Annotated in this window: 15 protein-coding genes; 9 read left to right on the plus strand and 6 right to left on the minus strand. The window is 69.3% G+C overall.

Translation table 11 applies throughout. From position 1 onward, the window contains the following. The first annotated feature begins 107 nt into the window (after positions 1-107). The 4 genes from ACF8LI_RS06315 (at position 108) to ACF8LI_RS06330 (ending at position 7,197) form a co-directional block, all read left to right on the plus strand. Complete coding sequence (locus ACF8LI_RS06315; protein WP_016451230.1) at positions 108-968, plus strand: alpha/beta hydrolase; 861 nt, start codon at positions 108-110, stop codon at positions 966-968. A gap of 121 nt (positions 969-1,089) precedes the next feature. Beyond that, positions 1,090-2,373: an efflux RND transporter periplasmic adaptor subunit gene (locus ACF8LI_RS06320; RefSeq protein WP_016447674.1), complete on the plus strand. Its 1,284-nt coding sequence runs from the start codon at positions 1,090-1,092 to the stop codon at positions 2,371-2,373. An 86-nt stretch (positions 2,374-2,459) separates the two neighbouring features. Next, the gene (locus tag ACF8LI_RS06325; RefSeq protein WP_392414731.1) at positions 2,460-5,711 is read left to right on the plus strand and encodes an efflux RND transporter permease subunit; all 3,252 of its coding nucleotides are present in this window, start codon (positions 2,460-2,462) and stop codon (positions 5,709-5,711) included. A 28-nt stretch (positions 5,712-5,739) separates the two neighbouring features. Next, positions 5,740-7,197, plus strand: coding sequence for an efflux transporter outer membrane subunit (locus ACF8LI_RS06330; protein ID WP_392414730.1), 1,458 nt, complete (start codon positions 5,740-5,742; stop codon positions 7,195-7,197). Between the two features lie 7 nt (positions 7,198-7,204). Here ACF8LI_RS06330 and ACF8LI_RS06335 read toward each other — a convergent pair whose 3' ends face one another. Beyond that, on the minus strand, positions 7,205-8,224 hold the full coding sequence (locus ACF8LI_RS06335; protein ID WP_074921123.1) for a LysR family transcriptional regulator: 1,020 nt from the start codon (positions 8,222-8,224) through the stop codon (positions 7,205-7,207). 116 nt (positions 8,225-8,340) lie between these two features. Here ACF8LI_RS06335 and ACF8LI_RS06340 point away from each other — a divergent pair, with 116 nt between their 5' ends. Together ACF8LI_RS06340 and ACF8LI_RS06345 are read left to right on the plus strand one after the other, a co-directional pair. Then, entirely contained in the window at positions 8,341-9,564 is a 1,224-nt protein-coding gene (locus tag ACF8LI_RS06340; protein WP_070080928.1) for a M20 aminoacylase family protein, read from the plus strand. Positions 9,565-9,616: 52 nt separating this feature from the next. Beyond that, positions 9,617-10,621: a Bug family tripartite tricarboxylate transporter substrate binding protein gene (locus ACF8LI_RS06345; protein ID WP_392414729.1), complete on the plus strand. Its 1,005-nt coding sequence runs from the start codon at positions 9,617-9,619 to the stop codon at positions 10,619-10,621. 16 nt (positions 10,622-10,637) lie between these two features. On the opposite strand, the gene mutL is transcribed toward ACF8LI_RS06345, so the two are convergent. Together mutL and ACF8LI_RS06355 are read right to left on the minus strand one after the other, a co-directional pair. Continuing rightward, on the minus strand, positions 10,638-12,683 hold the full coding sequence (mutL, locus tag ACF8LI_RS06350) for a DNA mismatch repair endonuclease MutL (RefSeq protein WP_016451237.1): 2,046 nt from the start codon (positions 12,681-12,683) through the stop codon (positions 10,638-10,640). 172 nt (positions 12,684-12,855) lie between these two features. Further along, a complete protein-coding gene (locus tag ACF8LI_RS06355) occupies positions 12,856-13,146 on the minus strand; it encodes a glycine zipper 2TM domain-containing protein (protein WP_016451238.1) in 291 nt (96 codons plus the stop codon). Positions 13,147-13,419: 273 nt separating this feature from the next. On the opposite strand from ACF8LI_RS06355, the gene ACF8LI_RS06360 reads away from it, so the two are divergent. Continuing rightward, entirely contained in the window at positions 13,420-14,070 is a 651-nt protein-coding gene (locus ACF8LI_RS06360; RefSeq protein WP_016447666.1) for a DedA family protein, read from the plus strand. An 85-nt stretch (positions 14,071-14,155) separates the two neighbouring features. Here ACF8LI_RS06360 and ACF8LI_RS06365 read toward each other — a convergent pair whose 3' ends face one another. The 3 genes from ACF8LI_RS06365 to tsaE all read right to left on the minus strand — a co-directional run bounded on the left by ACF8LI_RS06365 (position 14,156) and on the right by tsaE (position 16,619). Beyond that, entirely contained in the window at positions 14,156-14,380 is a 225-nt protein-coding gene (locus ACF8LI_RS06365; RefSeq protein ID WP_016447665.1) for a glycine zipper domain-containing protein, read from the minus strand. Between the two features lie 209 nt (positions 14,381-14,589). Then, a complete protein-coding gene (locus ACF8LI_RS06370) occupies positions 14,590-16,095 on the minus strand; it encodes an N-acetylmuramoyl-L-alanine amidase (RefSeq protein ID WP_312840772.1) in 1,506 nt (501 codons plus the stop codon). Continuing rightward, positions 16,092-16,619, minus strand: coding sequence for a tRNA (adenosine(37)-N6)-threonylcarbamoyltransferase complex ATPase subunit type 1 TsaE (gene tsaE, locus ACF8LI_RS06375; RefSeq protein ID WP_016447663.1), 528 nt, complete (start codon positions 16,617-16,619; stop codon positions 16,092-16,094). Before tsaE ends, ACF8LI_RS06370 begins: the two co-directional genes overlap by 4 nt. Before the next feature lie 12 nt (positions 16,620-16,631). Between tsaE and queG the strand changes: the two genes are divergently transcribed. Continuing rightward, positions 16,632-17,687: a tRNA epoxyqueuosine(34) reductase QueG gene (queG, locus tag ACF8LI_RS06380; protein ID WP_034399415.1), complete on the plus strand. Its 1,056-nt coding sequence runs from the start codon at positions 16,632-16,634 to the stop codon at positions 17,685-17,687. Positions 17,688-17,801: 114 nt separating this feature from the next. After that, positions 17,802-20,837, plus strand: a complete 3,036-nt coding sequence (locus tag ACF8LI_RS06385; protein ID WP_016451240.1) for a diguanylate cyclase — start codon at positions 17,802-17,804, stop codon at positions 20,835-20,837. Positions 20,838-20,997: the final 160 nt, after the last annotated feature.

Here is a 20,997-nt window from a genome sequence, read left to right on the forward strand (position 1 = left end):
GGGCGATTGTTCGTGAAACGGAAACAGAGCGATGGCTGCGTTGCTATTTCAGACATGGCCGGCGCCGCCTATATTCCAACCATCGACTATTGCCGCAGGTTCGCGCCATGTCCACTTCCTCGTCGCCTCCGAACGGCCCCGCCGTCGGGGCGCAGATTGCCGAAACAGAATTCTCCATCGAGCTGCCCGAGCACGGCACCGTGGCTGCGCGCGCCTATGGCCAGCGCAGGCCAGGCACGATTTCGCCTCTGGTGCTGCATTTCCATGGCGGCACCTTTGTCTGCGGCACGCTGGACAACGGGCGCTACATCGGCCGGCTGCTGGCCGAGGCGGGCGCCGTCGTGGTGTCGCTGGCCTATCCGCTGGCGCCCGAGCATCCGTTTCCCCAGCCCATCGAGGTGGGCTACGCCGTGCTGCAGTGGCTGTACAAGCACCGCGTGAAGATGGCGGGCAAGGGCGCGCCGCTGTTCCTCGCGGGTGAAGAAGCCGGCGGCAACCTGGCCGCCGCCGTGGCCGTGATCTCGCGAGACCGGGGCCACCCTCCGCTGGCAGGCCAGATCCTGGTGTCGCCCATGCTCGATCCCTGCACCGGCACCGCCTCGCAGCGCGAGGCCACGCCCGAGGCCGGCGAATGCCGCTGGGCCACGGGCTGGCGCGAGTACCTGAGCTGCCCCAAGGACGCCATGCATCCCTATGCCGTGCCCGGCAGCTCGCTGCGCCTGGCCCAGCTGCCGCCGGCTCTGGTGCTGGTGGGTGGCGACGACCCGCTGCGCGACGAGGCCCAGGCCTATGCGGCCCGCCTGCGCGCGGCCGGCGTGACGGCCAGCAGCCATGTGCTGCCCAGCGCGTCGAACTGGCCGCAGGCCCTGTCCGAGGCCGAGGCCTGTACGGCCTGCAGCGCCGCCGTGTTCCAGCATGTGCATGACTTCTTCGAGGCCACCATGAACAAGCCCGCAGCACCGGGCTAGGCCCCGCGCCGCCGCAGCCGGCGAACCTTGCTGCCCCCGTTTTTCCATTTCGATTCCGCCTTCCCGGCGCGTTCAGGCGCCGGGCGGGCATCGTGTTCCCTGAATTACGCAAAAAAACACCATGTCCACCCAATCCACCTCATCCTCCTCACCCTCTTCTTCCGCCTCGGCCCAGCGCAAGGGCTGGAAGCTGCCGGCCGCCGCAGCGGCCATCCTCGCCGTCAGCGCCGGCCTGTTCGGCCTGCACGGCTTCGATGCCAAGGCCGATGACGCGCCCGCCAGCGCCCAGCCCGCCGCCACGCCTGTGTCGGTGGCCACGGTCGCCGAAAGCGAGGTCACCGCCTGGGACGAGTTCTCGGGCCGCCTTGAAGCCGTGGAGCGCGTGGACATCCGCTCCCGCGTCGCCGGCGCCGTGCAGGCCGTGCACTTTCGCGAGGGCGCGCTGGTCAAGCAGGGCGATCTGCTGATCACCATCGACCCCGCACCGTATGCGGCCGAGGTCGAGCGGGCCGAAGCCCAGGTGGCCTCGGCCCAAGCGCGCCAGTCCTATGCGCGCAGCGAGCAGGAGCGTGCACGCCGCCTGTGGGACGAGCGGGCGATTGCCCAGCGCGAGCTGGACGAGCGCATCAACGCAGGCAGCGAGGCCGAGGCCAATCTGCGCGCGGCCCAGGCGTCCCTGCAATCGGCGCGGCTGAACCTGGGCTACACCCAGGTGCGCGCCCCCGTGTCGGGCCGCATCGGCAAGCGCGAGATCACCGTGGGCAACCTGGTGGCCGCAGGCCCGGGCGCGCCGGTGCTGACCACGCTGGTCTCGGTCAGCCCCATCTATGCGAGCTTCGATGCCGATGAGCAGGTCATCACGCGCGCGCTCAAGGAGCTGGGCGGCGGCGCGGGCAACCGCGCCAGGATCGACAGCATTCCCGTGCAGATGGGCACGGCCACGGCCGGCAGCACGCCCTTCGAGGGCCGGCTGCAGCTGATCGACAACCAGGTCGATGCCCGAAGCGGCACGGTGCGCGTGCGCGCGGCCTTCGACAACAAGGACGGCGCCCTCATGCCCGGCCAGTTCGCCCGCATCCGCATGGGCCAGGCGCGCGACAGCAGCATGCTGCTGGTCAGCGAGCGCGCCATCGGCACGGACCAGAGCAAGAAGTACGTGATGGTGGTGGGCGGCGACAACAAGGCCGTCTACCGCGAGGTGGTGCTGGGCGCCTCGGTCAACGGCCTGCGCAACGTGACCCAGGGCCTGCAGCCTGGCGAGCGCGTGGTGGTCAACGGCCTGCAGCACATCCGCCCCGGCGCCCTGGTCGCGCCCAAGGAGGTGTCCATGGATGCGCGGGCCGATGCCCGCCAGCCGGGCACCCGGCAGGCAGCCGAACAAGTGGCTGACGCAACCAAGTCCTGATCTAGCCGCACACCTTTCCTGCCTCTGAAATGCCGCCTGACCGCAGGCGGCATGGGCCGCGCTTTGCCGTGGCGGAGCCAAACACCATGAACCTATCCAAATTCTTCATTGACCGGCCGATCTTCGCGGGCGTGCTTTCGCTGCTGATGCTGATCGCCGGCCTGATCGCCATGGGCGGGCTGCCGATCTCGGAATACCCCGAGGTCGCGCCGCCATCCGTGGTGGTGCGCGCCCAGTACCCGGGCGCCAATCCCAAGGTGATCGCCGAGACCGTGGCCACGCCGCTGGAAGAGCAGATCAACGGCGTCGAAGGCATGCTCTACATGGGCAGCCAGGCCACCAGCGACGGCGTGATGACGCTGACCGTCACCTTCCGCCTGGGCACCGACCCCGACAAGGCGCAGCAGATGGTGCAAAACCGCGTCTCGCAGGCCGAGCCGCGCCTGCCGGAAGAGGTGCGCCGCCTGGGCATCACCACGGTCAAGAGCGCCCCCGACCTGACCATGGTGGTGCACCTTGTCTCGCCCAACCAGCGCTATGACATCAACTACCTGCGCAACTACGCGGTGCTGAACGTGAAGGACCCGCTGGCGCGCATCGAGGGCGTGGGCCAAATCCAGATCTTCGGCGGTGGCGACTACGCCATGCGCGTGTGGCTGGACCCGCAGAAGGTGGCGCAGCGCGGCCTGTCGGCCAGCGATGTGGTGGCCGCCATCCGTGGCCAGAACGTGCAGGCTGCGGCCGGTGTGGTCGGCGCCTCGCCGGGACTGCCGGGCGTGGACATGCAGTTGTCCATCAACGCCCAGGGCCGCCTGCAAAGCGAGGAGGACTTCGGCGACATCATCGTCAAGAGCGGCGCCGACGGCGCCGTGACCCGCCTGCGCGACATCGGCCGCCTGGAGATGGGCGCGGCCGACTATTCGCTGCGCTCGCTGCTAAACAACGACCCGGCCGTGGGCATGGGCGTGTTCCAGGCGCCGGGCTCCAATGCGCTGGAGATCTCGGCCAACGTGCGCAAGACCATGGAGGCCCTGAACAAGAACATGCCCGAGGGCCTGGAGTACCGCATCGCCTACGACCCCACGCAGTTCGTGCGCGCCTCCATCGAATCGGTGGTGCACACGCTGCTGGAGGCCATCGTGCTCGTGGTGCTGGTGGTGATCCTGTTCCTGCAGACCTGGCGCGCCTCCATCATCCCGCTGCTGGCCGTGCCGGTGTCGGTGATCGGCACCTTTGCCGTGCTGCATCTGCTGGGCTTTTCCATCAACGCGCTGAGCCTGTTCGGCCTGGTGCTGGCCATCGGCATCGTGGTGGATGACGCCATCGTCGTGGTCGAGAACGTGGAGCGCAACATCGAGGCCGGTCTCACGCCGCGCAACGCCACCTACCGCGCCATGCGCGAAGTGTCCGGGCCCATCATCGCCATCGCCCTGGTGCTGGTGGCGGTGTTCGTGCCGCTGGCCTTCATCAGCGGCCTCACGGGCCAGTTCTACAAGCAGTTCGCGGTGACCATCGCCATCTCCACGGTGATCTCGGCCATCAACTCGCTGACCCTGTCGCCCGCGCTGGCGGCCCTGCTGCTGCGCGGCCACGATGCGCCCAAGGACGCGCTGACGCGCGGCATGGACCGGGCCTTCGGCTGGCTGTTCCGCGGCTTCAACCGCATGTTCCACCGGGGCTCCGAGGCCTACAGCGGCGGCGTGGGCCGCGTGATCTCGCGCAAGGCGCTAATGCTGGCCATCTACCTGGCGCTGATCGCCGTGACCTTCGGCCTGTTCAAGGCCGTGCCTTCGGGCTTCGTGCCCGCGCAGGACAAGCAGTACCTGATCGGCTTTGCCCAGTTGCCCGACGGCGCCACGCTGGACCGCACGGACGAGGTGATCCGCCGCATGGGCGAGATCATGAAGGACAACCCCAACGTGGAGGACACCATCGCCTTCCCGGGCCTGTCCATCAACGGCTTCACCAACAGCTCCAACTCGGGCATCGTCTTCGCCACGCTCAAGCCCTTTGACGAGCGCAAGCGCGCCGACCAGAGCGGCGGTGCCGTGGCCGGCCAGCTCAACCAGGCCTTCGCGGGCATCCAGGACGCCTTCATCGTCATGTTCCCGCCGCCACCCGTGGCGGGCCTGGGCACGACGGGCGGCTTCAAGCTGCAGCTGGAAGACCGCGCCTCCCTGGGCTATGACCAGATGGACGCGGCCGTGAAGGCCTTCATGGCCAAGGCCTACCAGACGCCCGAGCTGACCGGCATGTTCACCAGCTGGCAGGTCAACGTGCCCCAGCTGTACGCCGACATCGACCGCACCAAGGCGCGCCAGCTCGGCGTGCCGGTGACGGACATCTTCGACACCATGCAGATCTACCTGGGCAGCCTGTATGCGAACGACTTCAACAAGTTCGGCCGCACCTACAGCGTCCGCGTGCAGGCCGACGCGCCCTACCGCGCGCGTGCCGAGGACGTGGGCATGCTCAAGGTGCGCTCCAGCTCGGGCGAGATGATTCCGCTGTCGGCGCTGATGAAGGTGGATTCCAGCTTCGGCCCCGAGCGCGCCATGCGCTACAACGGCTACCTCACGGCCGACATCAACGGCGGTGCCGCACCCGGCTTCTCTTCGGGCCAGGCACAGGACGCCATCAAGCGCATCGCGGCCGAGACCCTGCCCAAGGGCATCGATTTCGAATGGACCGACCTGACCTACCAGGAGATCCTGGCCGGCAATTCGGCGGTGCTGGTGTTCCCGCTGGCCATCCTGCTGGTGTTCCTGGTGCTGGCCGCGCAGTACGAGAGCCTGACCCTGCCGATTGCCATCATCCTGATCGTTCCCATGGGCCTGCTGGCGGCCATGACCGGCGTCTGGCTGTCGGGCGGCGACAGCAATGTCTTCACGCAGATCGGGCTCATCGTGCTGGTGGGGCTGAGTGCGAAGAACGCCATCCTGATCGTGGAGTTCGCGCGGGAGCTGGAGTTCGAGGGCCGCACGCCCATACAGGCCGCCATCGAGGCCAGCCGGCTGCGCCTGCGCCCCATCCTGATGACCTCGCTGGCCTTCGTCATGGGCGTGCTGCCCCTGGTGCTGTCCACGGGCGCCGGCTCGGAAATGCGCCGTGCCATGGGCGTGGCCGTGTTCTCGGGAATGATCGGGGTGACGGCCTTCGGCCTGTTCCTGACGCCCGTGTTCTACGTGCTGATGCGCCGCCTGGCAGGCAACCGGCCGCTCAAGCAGCATGGTCCAGAGATGGAGGAAGAGGCCCCTGCACATGCACCCGCCCACGGCCATGCCTCGGGTGGCGGCGCGCTGCCCATGCCCTCTGCCGCGCGTGGCGAGCATGAATGAGCCCACACCACAAGAACAGGAACCGATCATGAAGATCCCATCGCTTTCGAAACTGTCCAGGCGTCTGCTGCCCCTGGTGGCGGCGCTGGCCCTGGCCGGCTGCGCCAGCGTGTCCCAGAGCCTGCCCGAGCTGCCGGCCGCCCCCGCCTTCAAGGAGCAAGGCGCCGCGCCGCAGGCGGGCTGGACCCAGGCCCTGCCCGCTGAAGCCCAGGCACGAGGCCAATGGTGGCTGGCCTTTGCCGACCCGGCGCTGAACGCGCTGGTGGACAAGGCCACGCTGGACAACCAGGGCATCCAGGCCGCGGCCGCACGCCTGGCCGAGGCCCGCGCCCTGGCGCGCAGCGCCAATGCCGAGCGCCTGCCCCAACTGGGCCTGGGCGCAGGGGCCACGCGCGGCGCGGGGCTGGACAAGGCCTCGGGCACGCGGCCTGCCACCCTGGTCAATGCGGGGCTGAACCTGTCGTATGAGGTCGATCTGTTCGGCCGCATTTCCCAGGCGGCCGACGCATCGCGGCTGGACGCCGAGGGCCGCGAGGCCCTGCTGCAAAGCACGCGGCTGGCCGTGCAGGCCGAGGTCGCGCAGACCTATCTGCAGCTGCGCGCGCTGGACGCCGAGCGCGCCCTGATGCGCGAGACCGTGGAGGCCTACCGCGACACGCTGCGCCTGTCGGAGCGGCGGCTGCAGGCCGGCGACATTGCCGAGCTGGACGTGGCGCGCATCCAGGCCGAGCTGTCGGCCACCGAATCGGACGCGCTGGCACTGGACCGCCAGCGCGCCCAGGTCGAGCATGCGCTGGCCGTGCTGGTGGGTGACTCGGCCTCGCGCTTCGGCCTGGGCGAAGGTGCCTGGACCACGGCGCTGCCCGCCATCCCTGCCGGCGTGCCGGCCACGGTGCTGATGCGCCGGCCCGACATCTCGGCCGCCCAGCGCGCCGTGTTCGCCGCGCAGTCGCGCGTGGGCGTGGCGAAGACGGCATGGTTCCCCAGCATCTCGCTGACCGGCGCGGCCGGCCATGCCTCGCCCGAGGTCGGTGACCTGTTCAAGTGGTCCATGCGCTCCTGGGGCGTGGGCGCCCTGCTGTCGCTGCCGCTGTTCGACGGCGGCCGGCGCGAGGCCGGTGTGCAGGCCGCAGGCGCGCAGCTCGATGCCGCTCTGGCCGCCTACCGCCAGCAGGCGCTGGTGGCCTTCCAGGAGGTGGAGGACCAGCTGTCGTCCATCCGCATCCTGCAGGAGCAGTCCACCGTGCAGGGCCAGGCCGTGGTGGCCGCCCAGCGCGCCACCAGCCTGTCGGACACGCGCTACCGCAACGGCTACGTCAGCCAGCTGGACCTGCTGGATGCGCGCCGCAGCGAACTGCGCAACCGCCGCCAGGCGCTGCAGGTGAAGTCCGCGCAGTACCAGGCCGCCGTGGGCCTGATCCGCGCGCTGGGCGGGGGCTGGGATGTGCCGGCTGACGTGCCGGTGGCCCAGGCCGCGCTGCGCTGAGGCACCCTCAGGCCAGCACGTCGATGGAGCGGAACACGCGCTGCAGCACCGGGTCCGGGCTGTGGCGGCAGGCGTGGACCTGCTCCATGAGGTGGTGCACGAAGCGCTCGGCCACCCAGGGCAGGGGGCCGTGGCCGCGCTGGACCACGCCCACGGTGTGGGGCTCGAACTGCTCGCGCAGGGACAACGGCACCAAGGTGCCCTGGGGCACGCCCGATTCGATCAGCGGCCAGGGGCAGAACGAGAGCATGTCGCTGTGCGCGATCAGGTGCAGCAGCAGCGATGCCGAATGCACCAGGTGGATGTGGCCCACGGGGACGGGCAGGCCGTGGCGCAGGAACAGACGCCGCACCAGGTCGTCTTCTTCAGGCGGCGTGTAGTTGAGCAGCCAGTCGCAGTCCATCAGCTCGGCCAGCGAACGGGCGCCTGCCAGCGGGTGGCCGGTGCGGGCCACGACGGTGGCGTCGTAGCGGAACAGCGGCGTGCCATGCAGGTCGCCGCCCGAGGGGCCCGAGGGCACGCGGCCGATCAGCAGGTCCAGCGTGCCTTCGCGCAGGCGCGGATGGGCCACGGCCGACAGGCCCTCGAACAGCTCCAGCCGCACCTGGGGCAGTTCGGCGCGGAAGGCGCGCAGCACATGGGGCAGCAGGCTCTGGCCCACCCAGGGCGTCACGCCCACGGACAGGCGCGCCACGGCGCAGGTGTCGCGCAGGCGGGCCATTTCATCCTCGGCCTGGGCCATCTGCCCGGTGATCAGCTGGGCATGGCGCAGCAGCGTGCGCCCGGCCGGCGTGAGGACGATGCCGCTGCTTTGGCGCTCGAACAGCGCAAGGCGGTGGCCTTCCTCCAGCTCGCGCAGAGCCTGGGTGATGGCCGACTGGGTGATGCCCAGCGCGCGTGACGCGGCGCGCACGCTGCCGCAGCCGGCCACGGCGACGAGGTAGCGCATCTGGTGCAGCTTCATGGCGGGACCGGCATCGAGGTGGGGCTGGGAATGCATGGGCCGATCTTGCAGGTTTCGTGCCATGGCCGCCATCCCTGCCATTGCTGTGATCGGCGCATGCCGGGGGATGACAGGCAATGCCTGGCAGGGCAGGCGCTGGCGGTCTTCCGCCCGCTGCCCACGCTTCCTAGACTGCGGGCATGAACATTGACCCGCCCGTTTCCACCACGGCCGAAGCCGCCGATCCGGTGCTTGCCGGCATTCGTGCCACGCAGGCCGAGATGGTGGCCCTGCGCCATCACCTGCATGCCCATCCCGAACTGGCCTTCGAGGAGTTCGCCACCAGCGACTTGGTGGCCGAGCGCCTGGCCTCCTGGGGCTATGAAGTGCATCGAGGGCTGGGAGGCACGGGCGTGGTCGGCACGCTGCGCTGCGGTTCGGGCACGCGCCGGCTGGGCCTGCGCGCCGACATGGATGCGCTGCCCATCCACGAGCAGACCGGCCTGCCCTACGCCAGCCGCCATGCGGGCCGCATGCATGCCTGCGGGCACGACGGCCATACCGCCATCCTGCTGGCCGCCGCGCGGGAGCTGGCCCAGGCACGCGGCTTCGACGGCACGCTGCACCTGATCTTCCAGCCGGCCGAGGAGGGCCTGGGCGGCGGCCGCAAGATGGTGGAGGACGGCCTGTTCGAGCGCTTCCCCTGCGATGCCATCTTTGCGCTGCACAACATGCCGGGCTTTGCCGAGGGGCAGTTCGGCTTTCGCGAGGGCTCGTTCATGGCCTCGTCGGACACGGTGATCATCACCGTGCGCGGCAAGGGCGGCCATGGCTCGGCCCCCCATCTGTCGGCCGACCCGGTGGTGGCGGCGGCCCACCTGGTGCTGGCGCTGCAGACCGTGGTCTCGCGCAATGTCGATCCGCGCGACATGGCCGTGGTCAGCGTGGGCGCCATCCATGGCGGCGATGCGCCCAACGTGATCCCTGGCGAGGTGGAGCTGCGCCTGTCCGTGCGCGCCTACCGGCCCGAGGTGCGTGCCCTGCTGCGCGAACGCATCACCGCGCTGGCCCATGCCCAGGCCGCCACGCTGGGGGCCGAGGCCGTGGTGGACTACCGCTGGCGCTATCCGGCCCTGGTCAACGATGCGGCCAGTACGGCCTTCGCCCGCGAGGTGGCGCGCGACTGGCTGGGCGAGCAGGCGCTGATCCCCGACCTGCAGCCGCTGACGGGCAGCGAGGACTTCTCCTTCATGCTCGAACAATGCCCGGGCAGCTACCTGATCGTGGGCAACGGCGTGGGCGACACCCATGGCACGGGCGGCTGCATGGTCCACAACCCCGGCTACGACTTCAACGACCGCATCCTGCCGCTGGCCGCCACCTACTGGGTGAAGCTGGCCCGGCGTTTTCTGTCCGCCGCCTGAGGCGCCGCGCCCGCACCGGATTCCTTTCACGACTTCACCTGCGATTGCCACCATGCGCACTGCATTTCCTCTCTTCTCCGAGGCCCGCCAGGTCCTGAGCCGCCGCAGCCTCCTGGGCGCGGCCGCGCTGGGGCTGGTCCTGCCGGCCGTTGCTCAGGGCAGCTTCCCCTCCAAGCCCTTGAAGCTGGTCGTCGGATACCCGGCCGGTGGATCGGTGGACCTGGCGGCGCGCGTGGTGGGGGATGGGCTGGCTGCGCGGCTGCGCGGCACGGTGGTGGTGGACAACGTGGGCGGGGCGGCGGGTGCCATTGCGGCCCAGCGCGTGGCCTCGGCACCGGCCGATGGCTACACGCTGCTGGTGGGGGCCAGCAACGAGCTGGTGGCCACGCGCATCGTCAACCCCGCGCAGCGCTATGACGGGCGCCGCGATTTCACGCCGCTGGGCCTGGTGGCCACCAGCCCGCTGATCCTGGCCGCACGCCCCGGCCTGGGCGTGAAGAGCATGGCCGACTTGCTGGAGCTGGCGAAGCGCCAGCCCGGCAAGTTCAGCTACGGCAGCTCGGGCGTGGGATCGACCCTGCATTTCGCGGGAGAGCTGCTCAACCAGCGCGCGGGCATCTCCATCGCCCATGTGCCCTACCGGGGCGTGGCGCCGCTGACCAGCGACCTGGCGGGCGGCAGCCTGGACCTGGCCGTGCTCTCGCCCACGGCGGCGCAACCGTTCCTGCAGAGCGGGCGCATCGTGCCGCTGGCGGTCACCAGCGCGCAGCGCCTGTCCGCCTTGCCCCAGGTTCCGGCCATGGCCGAGCTGGCGCCGCTGCGCGGCTATGAATTGGTGGGCTGGTTTGCGCTGATGGCGCCGCGCGCCCTGCCTGCGGACACGGCCCAGCGCATCACCGCTGCGCTGCAGGAGGCGCTGGCCGAGCCCGCCGTGCGCAAGCGCCTGGAAGATGCCGGCATGGTGCCGGCCACGGGCCGCGAGGACCTGGCGCGCCTGATCGCCGAGGAAGACCGCAAGTACGAGCAGCTCGCGGCCTTCGCAAAAATGCGCGACTGAGTGTTGCCGGGGCGGTTTACCGGCCGCGCAGGAACAGCGCGTCCAGCTCCTTCATGCTCATCTGCCGCCAGGTGGGGCGGCCGTGGTTGCATTGGTCGGATCGCTCGGTGACTTCCATCTGGCGCAGCAGGGCGTTCATCTCGTCCAGCGTCAGGCGGCGGTTGGCGCGCACGGCGCCGTGGCAGGCCATGGTGGCCAGGATCTCATTGCGCGCGCGCTGCACCACGGTGCTGGCGTCGTGCTGGGCCAGCTCGGCCAGCACGCTGCGCGCCAGCTCCACGGCATCGCCCTGGGCCAGGGTGGCGGGCACGGCACGCACGGCCAGGGTCTTGGGAGAGAAGGGCGAGACTTCCATGCCCAGCGCCTGCAGCGTGTCGCCATGGGCCTCGGCCGTGGCCACTTCCTCGGGCGTGGCGGCGAAGGTGGCGGGAATCAGCAGCGGCTGGCTGGGGATCTGTTCTGCCGCATTGACGGCATTCTTGAGCTGCTCGTAGACGATGCGCTCGTGCGCCGCATGCATGTCCACCACGACCATGCCCTGGGCATTCTCGGCCAGGATGTAGACGCCGTGGATCTGGGCGACGGCGCGGCCCAGGGGCCAGACGGGCTCGTCGGACGCTGCCGGGGCCGCTGCGGATGATGTGCGGGGCGCAGAGAAATCCGCAGGAGCAGGCTCGGCAACGGCAACAGTCGGGGACTGGACGGCCGGCGCGTAAGCCGGGGGCGCGTAGCTGACGGGGGCCAGGGCAGCAGTGGGCACAGCGGGTACGGCGAGCACGGCTGGCTGCTCGGCGGCCAAGGCCTGGGCCGGACTTGCAACCGTTGCGGCTGCGGCCTCGCGCATGGGGGCCCACAGCCCCGCCATATTGCTGACCTTGTGGCCGCCTTGCTCATCGCCAAAGCTCATGCGGGCCTGGGGCCAGGCGGGCATGGATGCCTTGGGCGCCGTGGCCGGCGCTGCCGCAGCGGCGGGCGCAAGCTCGGGCGTGCGCGCGGCCTCTTCGGCAGCCGCAGCGGCTGCTGCGGCGGCACGCGGTGCGGCCAGCGCGTTCTCTATGGCGTGGCGCACGGCCTGGTGCACCTCGCGGCTGTCGCGAAAGCGTACTTCGATCTTGGTGGGGTGCACGTTCACGTCCACGCGCGCGGGGTCGATCTCCACATACAGCGCATACACGGGCTGCTTGTGGCCGTGCAGCACATCCTCGTAGGCGCTGCGCGAGGCGTGGGTCAGCACCTTGTCGCGCACGAAGCGGCCATTGACGTAGCAGAACTGGTGGTCGGGCCGGGAGCGCGCCGCATCGGGAATGCCCGCGCGGCCCGTGACATGGACGGCGCCCGACCAGTGCTCCACGGTCACGGAGTTCTGCACGAAGGCGTCGCCCAGCACATCGCCCAGGCGGCGCGCAAGGGCTTCGTCCGACATGCTGCCGGCGGCACGCCACTGCTCGACCAGCTTGCCTTCGTGCCAGATGGCAAAGCCCACGTCGGGCCGGGCCAGGGCATGGCGGCGCACGGACTCGATGCAGTGGGCCAGCTCCGTGGCATCGCTCTTGAGGAATTTGCGGCGGGCCGGCGTGGAGAAGAACAGCTCCTTGACCTCGACCGTCGTGCCCTGGTTGCGCGCGGCGGGGCGCAGCTCGCCGCTGCGCGCGTCGAGCAGATAGGCCGAGTCCTGGCCCGCAGGGCGCGAGAGAATGGACGCCTCCGACACCGAGCAGATGGCCGCCAGCGCCTCGCCGCGAAAGCCCATGGTGGCCACGGTCTCCAGGTCGTGCAGATCGGTGATCTTGCTGGTGGCATGGCGGCGCAACGCCACGGGCAGCTCATCGCGCGGGATGCCGCCGCCGTCGTCCTCCACCGAGATCAGGCGCACGCCGCCGGCCAGCAGCCGCACGTTGATCTGGCGGGCACCGGCATCCAGGGCGTTGTCCACGAGTTCGCGCACCACCGAGGCAGGACGCTCGACGACTTCGCCGGCCGCGATCTGGCTGATCAGCTCGTCGGGCAGGTCGCGGATGGGGCGGCGGGGAAGGGTGTCGGGGGAGGGGGTGGATGCGTTCACAGGGCAATTCTAGGGGCTCGCATCCACCGCTTGAGGCCTGTGGGAATGGGGTCGGAGTGCCTTGGGCACGCGCAAAAAAGGGAGCCGCACAGGCGGCTCCAAGAGGCGTCCCCGGCCACAAAGGCCAGAGCCGGGGGCACTCTTTGATGAGAGCGGCCGGGGCCGCGCGGCCTCAGCGGCGGCGGCCGGCGCGGTCGCTGTTGCTGCCCATCTGGTTGCCGACCAGCGCACCGGCGGCCGCGCCGCCCACGGTTCCCAGCGTGGTGCCGAACAGGGCACTGCCCAGCACGCCACCGGCCACGGCACCCACGCCCGTGCCCAGCTGCGCGTTGTTGGGACGGTGGGCGCAGCCGCCCAGGGCCAGCGCGCCGGCCACAAGGGCGGCGACGGCCAGGCTGCGGCCCATGGTGGTGCCCGACTTGCGTTCAGTCATGCGCTCGAAGGTGCGAAGGGTCTTGTTCATGGCTTGCTTCCTTTTGTCCTGATGATGGTGGTGAGGCCGGGCCGGCGGTGCCGACGGCATGCAAGGACTTTGCCTGCAAAAAGCTGACGCACTCGTGAGTTTTTCGTAGAGTTTTATCAAGTTGTGTAACAAAACAGGCGCGATTCCAAGCATTTGTAGTTCCATGCAAGCGCCGGTGTGCGCGGCGGTGCGATTGGCTCTGGCTCGGCTGTGGGGGCATGCCGGCGAAGTACAGTACGGGCCGGTGCGGCGCCCGCCGCGGAGGACCTTCTTTTGGAAATCATTCAGTTCCTGATCGACTTCATCCTGCACATAGACAAGCACCTGGAGGCCTTCGTCGTGGCCTATGGACCCTGGGTGTATGCGCTGCTGTTTCTCATCGTCTTCGTGGAGACGGGCGTGGTGGTCATGCCCTTTCTGCCTGGCGACTCGCTGCTGTTCATCGTCGGCGCGCTGTGCGGCGTGGGCCTCATGGACTATTCGATCGCCTGCACCGTGCTGCTGGTGGCGGCCGTGCTGGGCGACCAGTGCAACTACACCATAGGCCGCTACATAGGGCCCAAGGTGTTCCAGTGGGAGGACTCGCGCTGGTTCAACCGCCGCGCCTTCGACCAGGCCCACGCGTTCTACGAGCGCTATGGCGGCATCACCATCGTGCTGGCCCGCTTCATGCCGTTCATCCGCACCTTTGCCCCCTTCGTGGCCGGTGTGGCTGCCATGGACCGGGGCAAGTTCACGGCCTTCAACGTGGGCGGAGCCATTGTCTGGGTGTTCGGCATCAGCGCCGCCGGCTATTTCTTCGGCAACCTGCCCTGGGTGCGCGAGAACCTGGAGAAGATCATCTGGGGCCTGATCCTGGTGCCGGGCCTGATCGCCATCTTCGGCGCATGGCGCGCGGGCCGCGCGCCCAAGACGGCTTCCTGAGCCTTCAGCGCCCAGCAAAAAGCCCCTTGCGCCGTGATGGCGCAAGGGGCTTTTTCGTTCAGTGGCCGAACGGCGGCGGCAGGGGTCAGCGGCGGTCGTTGCGCTTGCCCACCTCGTTGCCGATGAGTGCGCCGGCGGCTGCGCCGCCCACGGTGCCCAGCGTGCTGCCGAACAGTGCGTCACCCACCACACCACCGGCCACGGCGCCGACGCCGGTACCGATCTGGGCGTTGCTGGGGTTGGTGGAACAGCCGGCAGAGAACAAGGCAATGGCGGCAGCGGCGGCAATGGAATAAAGGCGTGTCTTCATGTTCATCTCCTGTCGTGGCCTGCGTTGCTTCGGCGGATGGATGGTGGCGCAAGCATTGTGTGGAACATGTTGGCATGCTCTCATTCACGGCCTGCGGCCGTGGTAGGAGAGTTGCCCGAGCTGGGGCCGGGCGGTTTGGAAGCGTCCGGTCCTGCCTGTCCGACAGCGGCGGCGGACGGCATGCCGCCGTGCCTGGCAACCCTCGCGGCTCAGACGGAGCGGCTGCGGGCCAGCGGCGGGTTGTGCGCGAAGTAGTTGCGGATGCCGCGCATCAGCGCGTCGGCCAGCTGCACCTGGTAGGCGCTGCTGCGCAGCCGGGCTTCTTCCTCGGGGTTGCTGATGAAGGCGGTCTCCACCAGCACGCTGGGGATGTCGGGCGCCTTGAGCACGGCAAAGCCGGCCTGCTCCACGCGCGGCTTGTGCAGCTTGGCCATGTTGCCGATCTCGCCCAGCAGGGCGCCGCCGAGCTTGAGGCTGTCCTTGATCTGGGCCGTGGTGCTCATGTCCAGCAGCATGCGCTGCACGTGCTGGTCCTGCGAGCCCATGTTCAGCCCGCCCACGAGGTCGGACTGGTTTTCCTTGTTGGCCAGCCAGCGCGCGGCCGTGCTGGAGGCGCCCTTGTCGCTGAGCGCAAAGACGCTGGCGCCACGCGCAGCTGGCGTGGTGAAGGCATCGGCATGGATGCTGATGAAAAGGTCGGCCTGAACGCGCCGGGCTTTCTCGACGCGGGTGGCCAGCGGCACGAAGAAGTCGGCGTCGCGCGTCATGAAGGCGCGCATGGGGCTGCCGCCGATGCGGGTGTTGTTGATGCGGTCGCGCAGCAGGTGAGCGATCTTGAGCACCACATCCTTCTCGCGCGTGCCGCTGGGGCCGGTGGCGCCGGGGTCCTCGCCGCCGTGGCCCGGGTCCAGCGCCACGATGATGATGCGGTCGGTCTGGCGCGAGGTGGCGATGTTGGGCGCGGCAATGGGGGCAGGGGCCGGAACGGGCGCAGGCGCTGGGGCAGGAGGACGCGGCGCAGCCGCGGGAGCCGGCGCCTGCGCGATCACGGCAGGCGGCGGCGCAGGCGTCTTGCCGCCCGGGCCGCCGCTGTGCTGGGCGATCAGGTCGCCCAGGGGGTCGGGGGCCGGCGCCGCGGCGCCTGGGGGGCGGGGCATTGCGGGTGCAGGAGGTGGTGGAGGTGGTGGAGGTGCCGCCGCCACGGCGGTGTCGTCGCCGGAGGCATCACGCAGACGCTCGCTGATCAGCGCCTCCAGCGGGTCCACGGCCTTGGCCGGGTACAGGTCGAACACCAGCCGGTGCTTGTAGGCCGCCACCGGCTGCAGGGTGAAGACCTGGGGCTTGGCGGGCTGCTTGAGATCGATCACCAGGCGCACCACGCTGGGCGAGTTCTGGCCCACGCGGATGGATGCGATGTTGGGGTCGTCGGAGCGCACCTTGGCGACCAGCTCGCGCAGCGCGGGATTGAGGTCGATGCCTTCAATGTCCACGGCCAGCCGAGGCGGCTGGTCCACGAAGAACTGCTTGGCAGCCAGCGGCCGGTCGGACTCGATGGTCACGCGCGTGTACTCTGGCGCAGGCCAGACGCGCACGGCCACGATGGTGGCGCCGTGCGCAATGTGCTGGCGGCCCAGCAGCAGCACGATGGAGCCCGCCTGCAGCAGGTTGCGGCGCGACAGGCCGGACGGATAGGAGAAGGATTGGGCGTCGCTCATGCCTTGAGTGCTTCGATCACGGCGCGTCCGACGGGCGTGCCGGCGATCAGGCTCACCTGGCGCTGCGTCTCGTCGATTGCTTCGATATGAATAGCTATATCTGCCGCAGGCGTAAGCGCTGCGGCCTTTTCGGGCCATTCTGCCAGCTTGAGACCGGGGCTGGCGAAAATATCGCGAAATCCTGCATCCTCCCACTCGCGCGGATCGTCGAAGCGGTAGAAGTCGAAATGCCAGATGGACAGGCCCGGCGCCTCGTGCGGCTCCACCACGGCATAGGTGGGGCTTTTGATGCGGCCCTGCACGCCCAGTGCGCGCAGCCAGTGCCGCACCAGCGTGGTCTTGCCGGCGCCCAGGTCGCCGTGCAGCGTGACGTAGGCATTGCGCAGCGCCGGATGGTCCGCGAGCTGCTGCGCAAACCGCTGCGTGTCTTCCTCGCTGCCCCATATCCAGCGATGGCCCGCAGTTTCCGCATCCTGCGGCCGGGCGCTTTCTACAATCGAGGGAGTATGTTGTGCAGCAGTCAATTGGTTCCTTTGATGCAAGGCTGGGCCCGCGAACTGGGATTTTCCCAAATTGGCGTGGCTGGCGTGGATTTGTCGTCTGCGGAGCCGGGTTTGATGCAGTGGCTGGCCCAGGGGTTCCATGGCGAGATGGACTATATGCAGGCCCACGGACTGCGCCGCGCGCGGCCTGCCGAGCTGGTGCCAGGCACCGTGAGCGTGATCACGGCCCGCATGGACTACCTGCCGCGCGACACGCCCGCCGACGCGCCCGGCGCCTGGCAGGCCATGGAGTGGGAGAGGCTGCAGCGGCCCGCCGAGGGCATCGTCTCCGTCTATGCCCGGGGCCGTGACTACCACAAGGTGCTGCGCAACCGGCTGCAGAAGCTGGCAGAGCGCATCGCCCAGGAGGTCGGCCCCTTCGGCCACCGCGCCTTCACCGATTCCGCTCCCGTGCTGGAGGCCGAGCTGGCCCGGCGCAGCGGCCAGGGCTGGCGTGGCAAGCACACGCTGGTGCTCAACCGCGAGGCAGGCTCCATGTTCTTCCTGGGCGAGATCTATGTGGATCTGGCGCTGGAGCCCACGGCGCCGGTGACCGCGCACTGCGGCAGCTGCGCAGCCTGCATCACGGCCTGCCCCACGGGCGCCATCGTGGCGCCGCACCGGGTGGATGCGCGGCGCTGCATCTCCTACCTGACCATCGAGCATGCGGGCGCCATTCCCGAGGAGTTGCGGCCGCTGATGGCCAATCGCATCTATGGCTGCGACGACTGCCAGCTGGCCTGCCCCTGGAACAAGTTTGCCCAGCCCAGCCGCCTGCCTGATTTCGATGCGCGCGAGATCCTGGCTGGCGGGCAGCTGGTGCACTTCTTCGCCTGGGACGAGGCGACCTTCCTGCGCCTGACCGAAGGCAGTCCCATCCGGCGCATAGGCCATGCGCGCTGGCTGCGCAACGTGGCCGTGGCGCTGGGAAACGCCTGGCGTGAAACCGGCGATACGGCACTGCGCCAGGCGCTGGCCAGCCGCGCCGAACATCCCGACGCCATGGTGCGCGAGCATGTGGCCTGGGCACTGTCGCAAAGATCGGATTGAGCTGATAAGCCGGGGCGCTGGTGTGTGAAACAATTGTTGCGCTCAGTCTGATGGCTCCCCGGCGGCCTGTTGCGGGCCACCGCCCCTGAGGGCGCGGGGTCTGTGTGACTCAACATGGTGTTCGATATGCGCGCAAAGCCTTTCCGTCTGCTGAACGCCGAACCTCTCACCCAGACCGCCGTGGCCGTCTGGGTAGGCCTGTGCTGCGTGCTGCTGGCCACGGTGGCGTACTGGACGGTGCTGGTGGACAGCCATCGCACGCAGCGAAACTTCACCGAAGCCCAGTCCTGGCTGCGCGTGGGGCAGATGTCGCATGCGGTTTCGGTGCAGGTGCAGACCCTGCTGTCCGGCCTGGACTACACCATGCGCGGCCTGGAGTCCGACTTTGCCGATGGCGAGGCCGACGTCTTTCAGCATGCCGTGCAGACCACCTTCGATGCCTATCCGGCCGGCACCTTCCTGCAGATCGCCGTGGCCGACGAGAGCGGGGACATCGTCTACTCCAATCTGCAGCAGGATGCGCAGACCCGGGCCGCCAAGGTCTCGATCCGCGACCGGGAGCATTTCCAGGTCCATGCCAACCGCGAGACCATGGGGATGTTCATCGGCCGGCCCGTGCAGGGGCGCGTCTCCCATAAATGGACCATACAGCTGAGCCGCGCGCTGTACCGCCAGGGGCGCTTCTCGGGCGTGCTGGTGCTGTCGCTGTCGCCCGACTACATCTCGGGGTATTTCCAGTCCATCTTCGATGGCGCCAAGGACGTGATCTTGCTGCTGCGCACCGACGGTGTCTATCTGGCGCGCTCGCAGGGACAGGACGAGGTGATGGGGCGTTCGGTCTCCGATGTGCGAGTGTCACAGTTCGCGCCGGCCATGGAGCGCGGCACCTACGAGGCCGAGTCCTCGGTCGATGGCGTGCTGCGCATGTATGCCTGGAGCAGGGTGGAGGGCTATCCGCTGATCGTCAGCGCAGGGCTGGACAAGAAGGCCATCTTCGAATCGCTGGAGGAATCGCTGGAGCGCGGCCTGCTGCGCAATGGCATAGGCACGGCGGTGCTGCTGCTGGCCGTACTGCTGACGCTGTGGCTGGCGCGCCAGCGCCAGCTCAGCGAGCGCATGCGGCTGCAGGGCGAGCGGCGCTTCGCGCGGCTGGCGCAGGAGGTGCCCGGGGGGCTGTTCCAGTTCCGCATCGGCGCGGATGGCCAGTTCCAGTTTCCCTTCACCAGCCCGGGGTTCTTCGAGCTGCATGGCGCAAGGGCCGACGCCGTCCGGTTCGCCGACCATGAACTGCTCAAGCGCGTGCACCCCGAGGATCTGCCCGCCCTGGCGACCTCGGTGCAGGACAGCGTGGGGCGCAAGGATGTCTGGGAGCACAAATACCGCGTCTACGGGCCTGGAGGCGAGCTGCGCTGGCTGCACGGCCACGCCCGGCCGCAGCAGGAGGAAGACGGCTCGCTGCTGTGGCATGGCTATGTGCACGACGTCACGCAGGACCAGGCCATACAGGAATCCATACGCCACAGCGAGGAGCGCCTGCGCCTGACGGTGGGTGCCGTGCGTGACGGCCTGTGGGAGTGGGACTGCCGCAGCGGCCATGTGGAGTGGGATGCGCGCTGCTACCAGATGCTGGGCTTCGAGCCAGGCCAGTTCCCCATGAACTACGACGCCTTCTGCGCCATGGTCCATCCCTCGGACAGGGCGCGCGTGCTGGCGCGGCTGCAGCGCCATGCCGAGGCCGGGGCCGACTTCCGTGTGGAGATGCGGCTGCGCGGCTCGGCCGACAGCTGGCTGTGGGTGGAGTCGCGCGGCGAGATCACCCAGCGCGATGCCGACGGCAAGCCCGTGCGCATGCTGGGCACGCACACCGACATACAGCAGCGCGTGGAGCAGTCCCGCCTGATCAAGGCCTTGCTGGACCGGGGCAGCGCCCTCATCGTGATGGCCGGTCCCCAGCGCGAAATCCTCTATGCCAACGAGCGCGCGGCGCAGACCTTCCAGATCGAGACGGAGCGGCTGCCCGGTGGCGTGAACCTGCGCTCGCTGCATGTCAGCGACGAGAGTTTCGAACGCTTCGGCCAGCTGTACGGGCAGCTCAACGCACGCGGCACGGTGCGCACGGAATGGATCCTGCGCATGCCGTCGGGCTCGGACCACTGGTTCGACATGCAGGGCTCGCTGCTGGACCCCGACGAGGACGATGGCCGCGTCATCTGGACCATGATCGACACCGATGCGCGCCGGCGCGCCGAGACCGCGCTGGCCGAGACCCAGCACCGGCTGGAGGCCATCATCGACCGCTTTCCCGCAGGCATCCTGGTCACTGACGCGCAGGGCCGCCATGTGCTGGCGGCCAACCGCATGCTGGCCGCTGCCCTGCAACTGGACATGGCGCCTGCCGCCCTTGTGGGGCTGGGCATGCCGGCGCTGATCCAGCTGCTGCCGGCGTCGGTGGCGGACGTGCTCAGCGCAGGGCCCGTGGCCGGCCGCTCCCTGCATGCGCTGCCCGATGGCCACTATGTGGAGATCGAGGGCATGCAGCTGCGCGACGGCGACCGCTCCATCGGCCATTGCTGGGTCTTCCACGATGCGACGGAGCGGCAGCAGCGCGAATCCCAGCTGGAAACGCTGGCGCTGACCGACGCGCTGACGGGCATTCCCAACCGCCGCGCCTTCCTGGAGCGGCTGGCGATGGAGCTGGACCATCTGCGCAGCGGCCTGGTCGCGCATTCCACGCTGATCATGCTGGACATAGACCACTTCAAGCAGGTGAACGACGGCTACGGCCACGCGGTGGGCGACATCGTGCTCAAGGAACTGCTGGCCTCGGTGGCGCAGGAGATGCGCAGGGAAGACATGGTGGGCCGGCTGGGCGGCGAGGAATTCGCCGTGCTGCTGTCCGACACCAATGCGGAGGTGGGCCTGCGGCGCGCCGAAAGCCTGCGCGAAGCCATTGCCGGGCAGGCCATCGATGCGGGCAAGGCCGGAGACCTGCACATCACCATCAGCCTGGGCGTGTACGAGCTGCAGCGCAGCGATGCCTCGGCCCAGGGCTGCCTGGAGCGTGCCGACGCAGCGCTGTACTACTCCAAGCGCAATGGCCGCAACCAGTCCACGCTGTGGAGCGAGCGGCTGCCAGCCATCGCGCGGTGATCCGGGCCGCTTCGGCGCAACGGCCTAGGAATTCATCCCGGTCAACTGCCGATTTTCAGAATGGTCCAATGGCCTGATGGCGCCGGAATCCCGAAAATCCAGGGTTCATGCTGCCGCGTGGCCCTGTCGTCGGTCCGTCTGCCCGAGTCCCCGGGGCGCG

Source organism: Delftia sp. WSY_12, from assembly GCF_043104645.1.
Lineage (GTDB): Bacteria > Pseudomonadota > Gammaproteobacteria > Burkholderiales > Burkholderiaceae_C > Comamonas > Comamonas tsuruhatensis.

Excerpts from the sequence above, each read along its gene's own strand:
- ACF8LI_RS06385 (WP_016451240.1), top strand. The coding sequence starts at position 17,802 with ATGGTGTTCGATATGCGCGCAAAGCCTTTCCGTCTGCTGAACGCCGAA.
- ACF8LI_RS06345 (WP_392414729.1), top strand. The coding sequence starts at position 9,617 with ATGCGCACTGCATTTCCTCTCTTCTCCGAGGCCCGCCAGGTCCTGAGC.
- ACF8LI_RS06325 (WP_392414731.1), top strand. The coding sequence starts at position 2,460 with ATGAACCTATCCAAATTCTTCATTGACCGGCCGATCTTCGCGGGCGTG.
- ACF8LI_RS06340 (WP_070080928.1), top strand. The coding sequence starts at position 8,341 with ATGAACATTGACCCGCCCGTTTCCACCACGGCCGAAGCCGCCGATCCG.
- ACF8LI_RS06370 (WP_312840772.1), bottom strand. The coding sequence starts at position 16,095 with ATGAGCGACGCCCAATCCTTCTCCTATCCGTCCGGCCTGTCGCGCCGC.
- ACF8LI_RS06335 (WP_074921123.1), bottom strand. The coding sequence starts at position 8,224 with ATGGCACGAAACCTGCAAGATCGGCCCATGCATTCCCAGCCCCACCTC.
- ACF8LI_RS06320 (WP_016447674.1), top strand. The coding sequence starts at position 1,090 with ATGTCCACCCAATCCACCTCATCCTCCTCACCCTCTTCTTCCGCCTCG.
- ACF8LI_RS06355 (WP_016451238.1), bottom strand. The coding sequence starts at position 13,146 with ATGAACAAGACCCTTCGCACCTTCGAGCGCATGACTGAACGCAAGTCG.
- ACF8LI_RS06315 (WP_016451230.1), top strand. The coding sequence starts at position 108 with ATGTCCACTTCCTCGTCGCCTCCGAACGGCCCCGCCGTCGGGGCGCAG.
- ACF8LI_RS06365 (WP_016447665.1), bottom strand. The coding sequence starts at position 14,380 with ATGAAGACACGCCTTTATTCCATTGCCGCCGCTGCCGCCATTGCCTTG.
- ACF8LI_RS06330 (WP_392414730.1), top strand. The coding sequence starts at position 5,740 with ATGAAGATCCCATCGCTTTCGAAACTGTCCAGGCGTCTGCTGCCCCTG.
- queG (WP_034399415.1), top strand. The coding sequence starts at position 16,632 with ATGCAAGGCTGGGCCCGCGAACTGGGATTTTCCCAAATTGGCGTGGCT.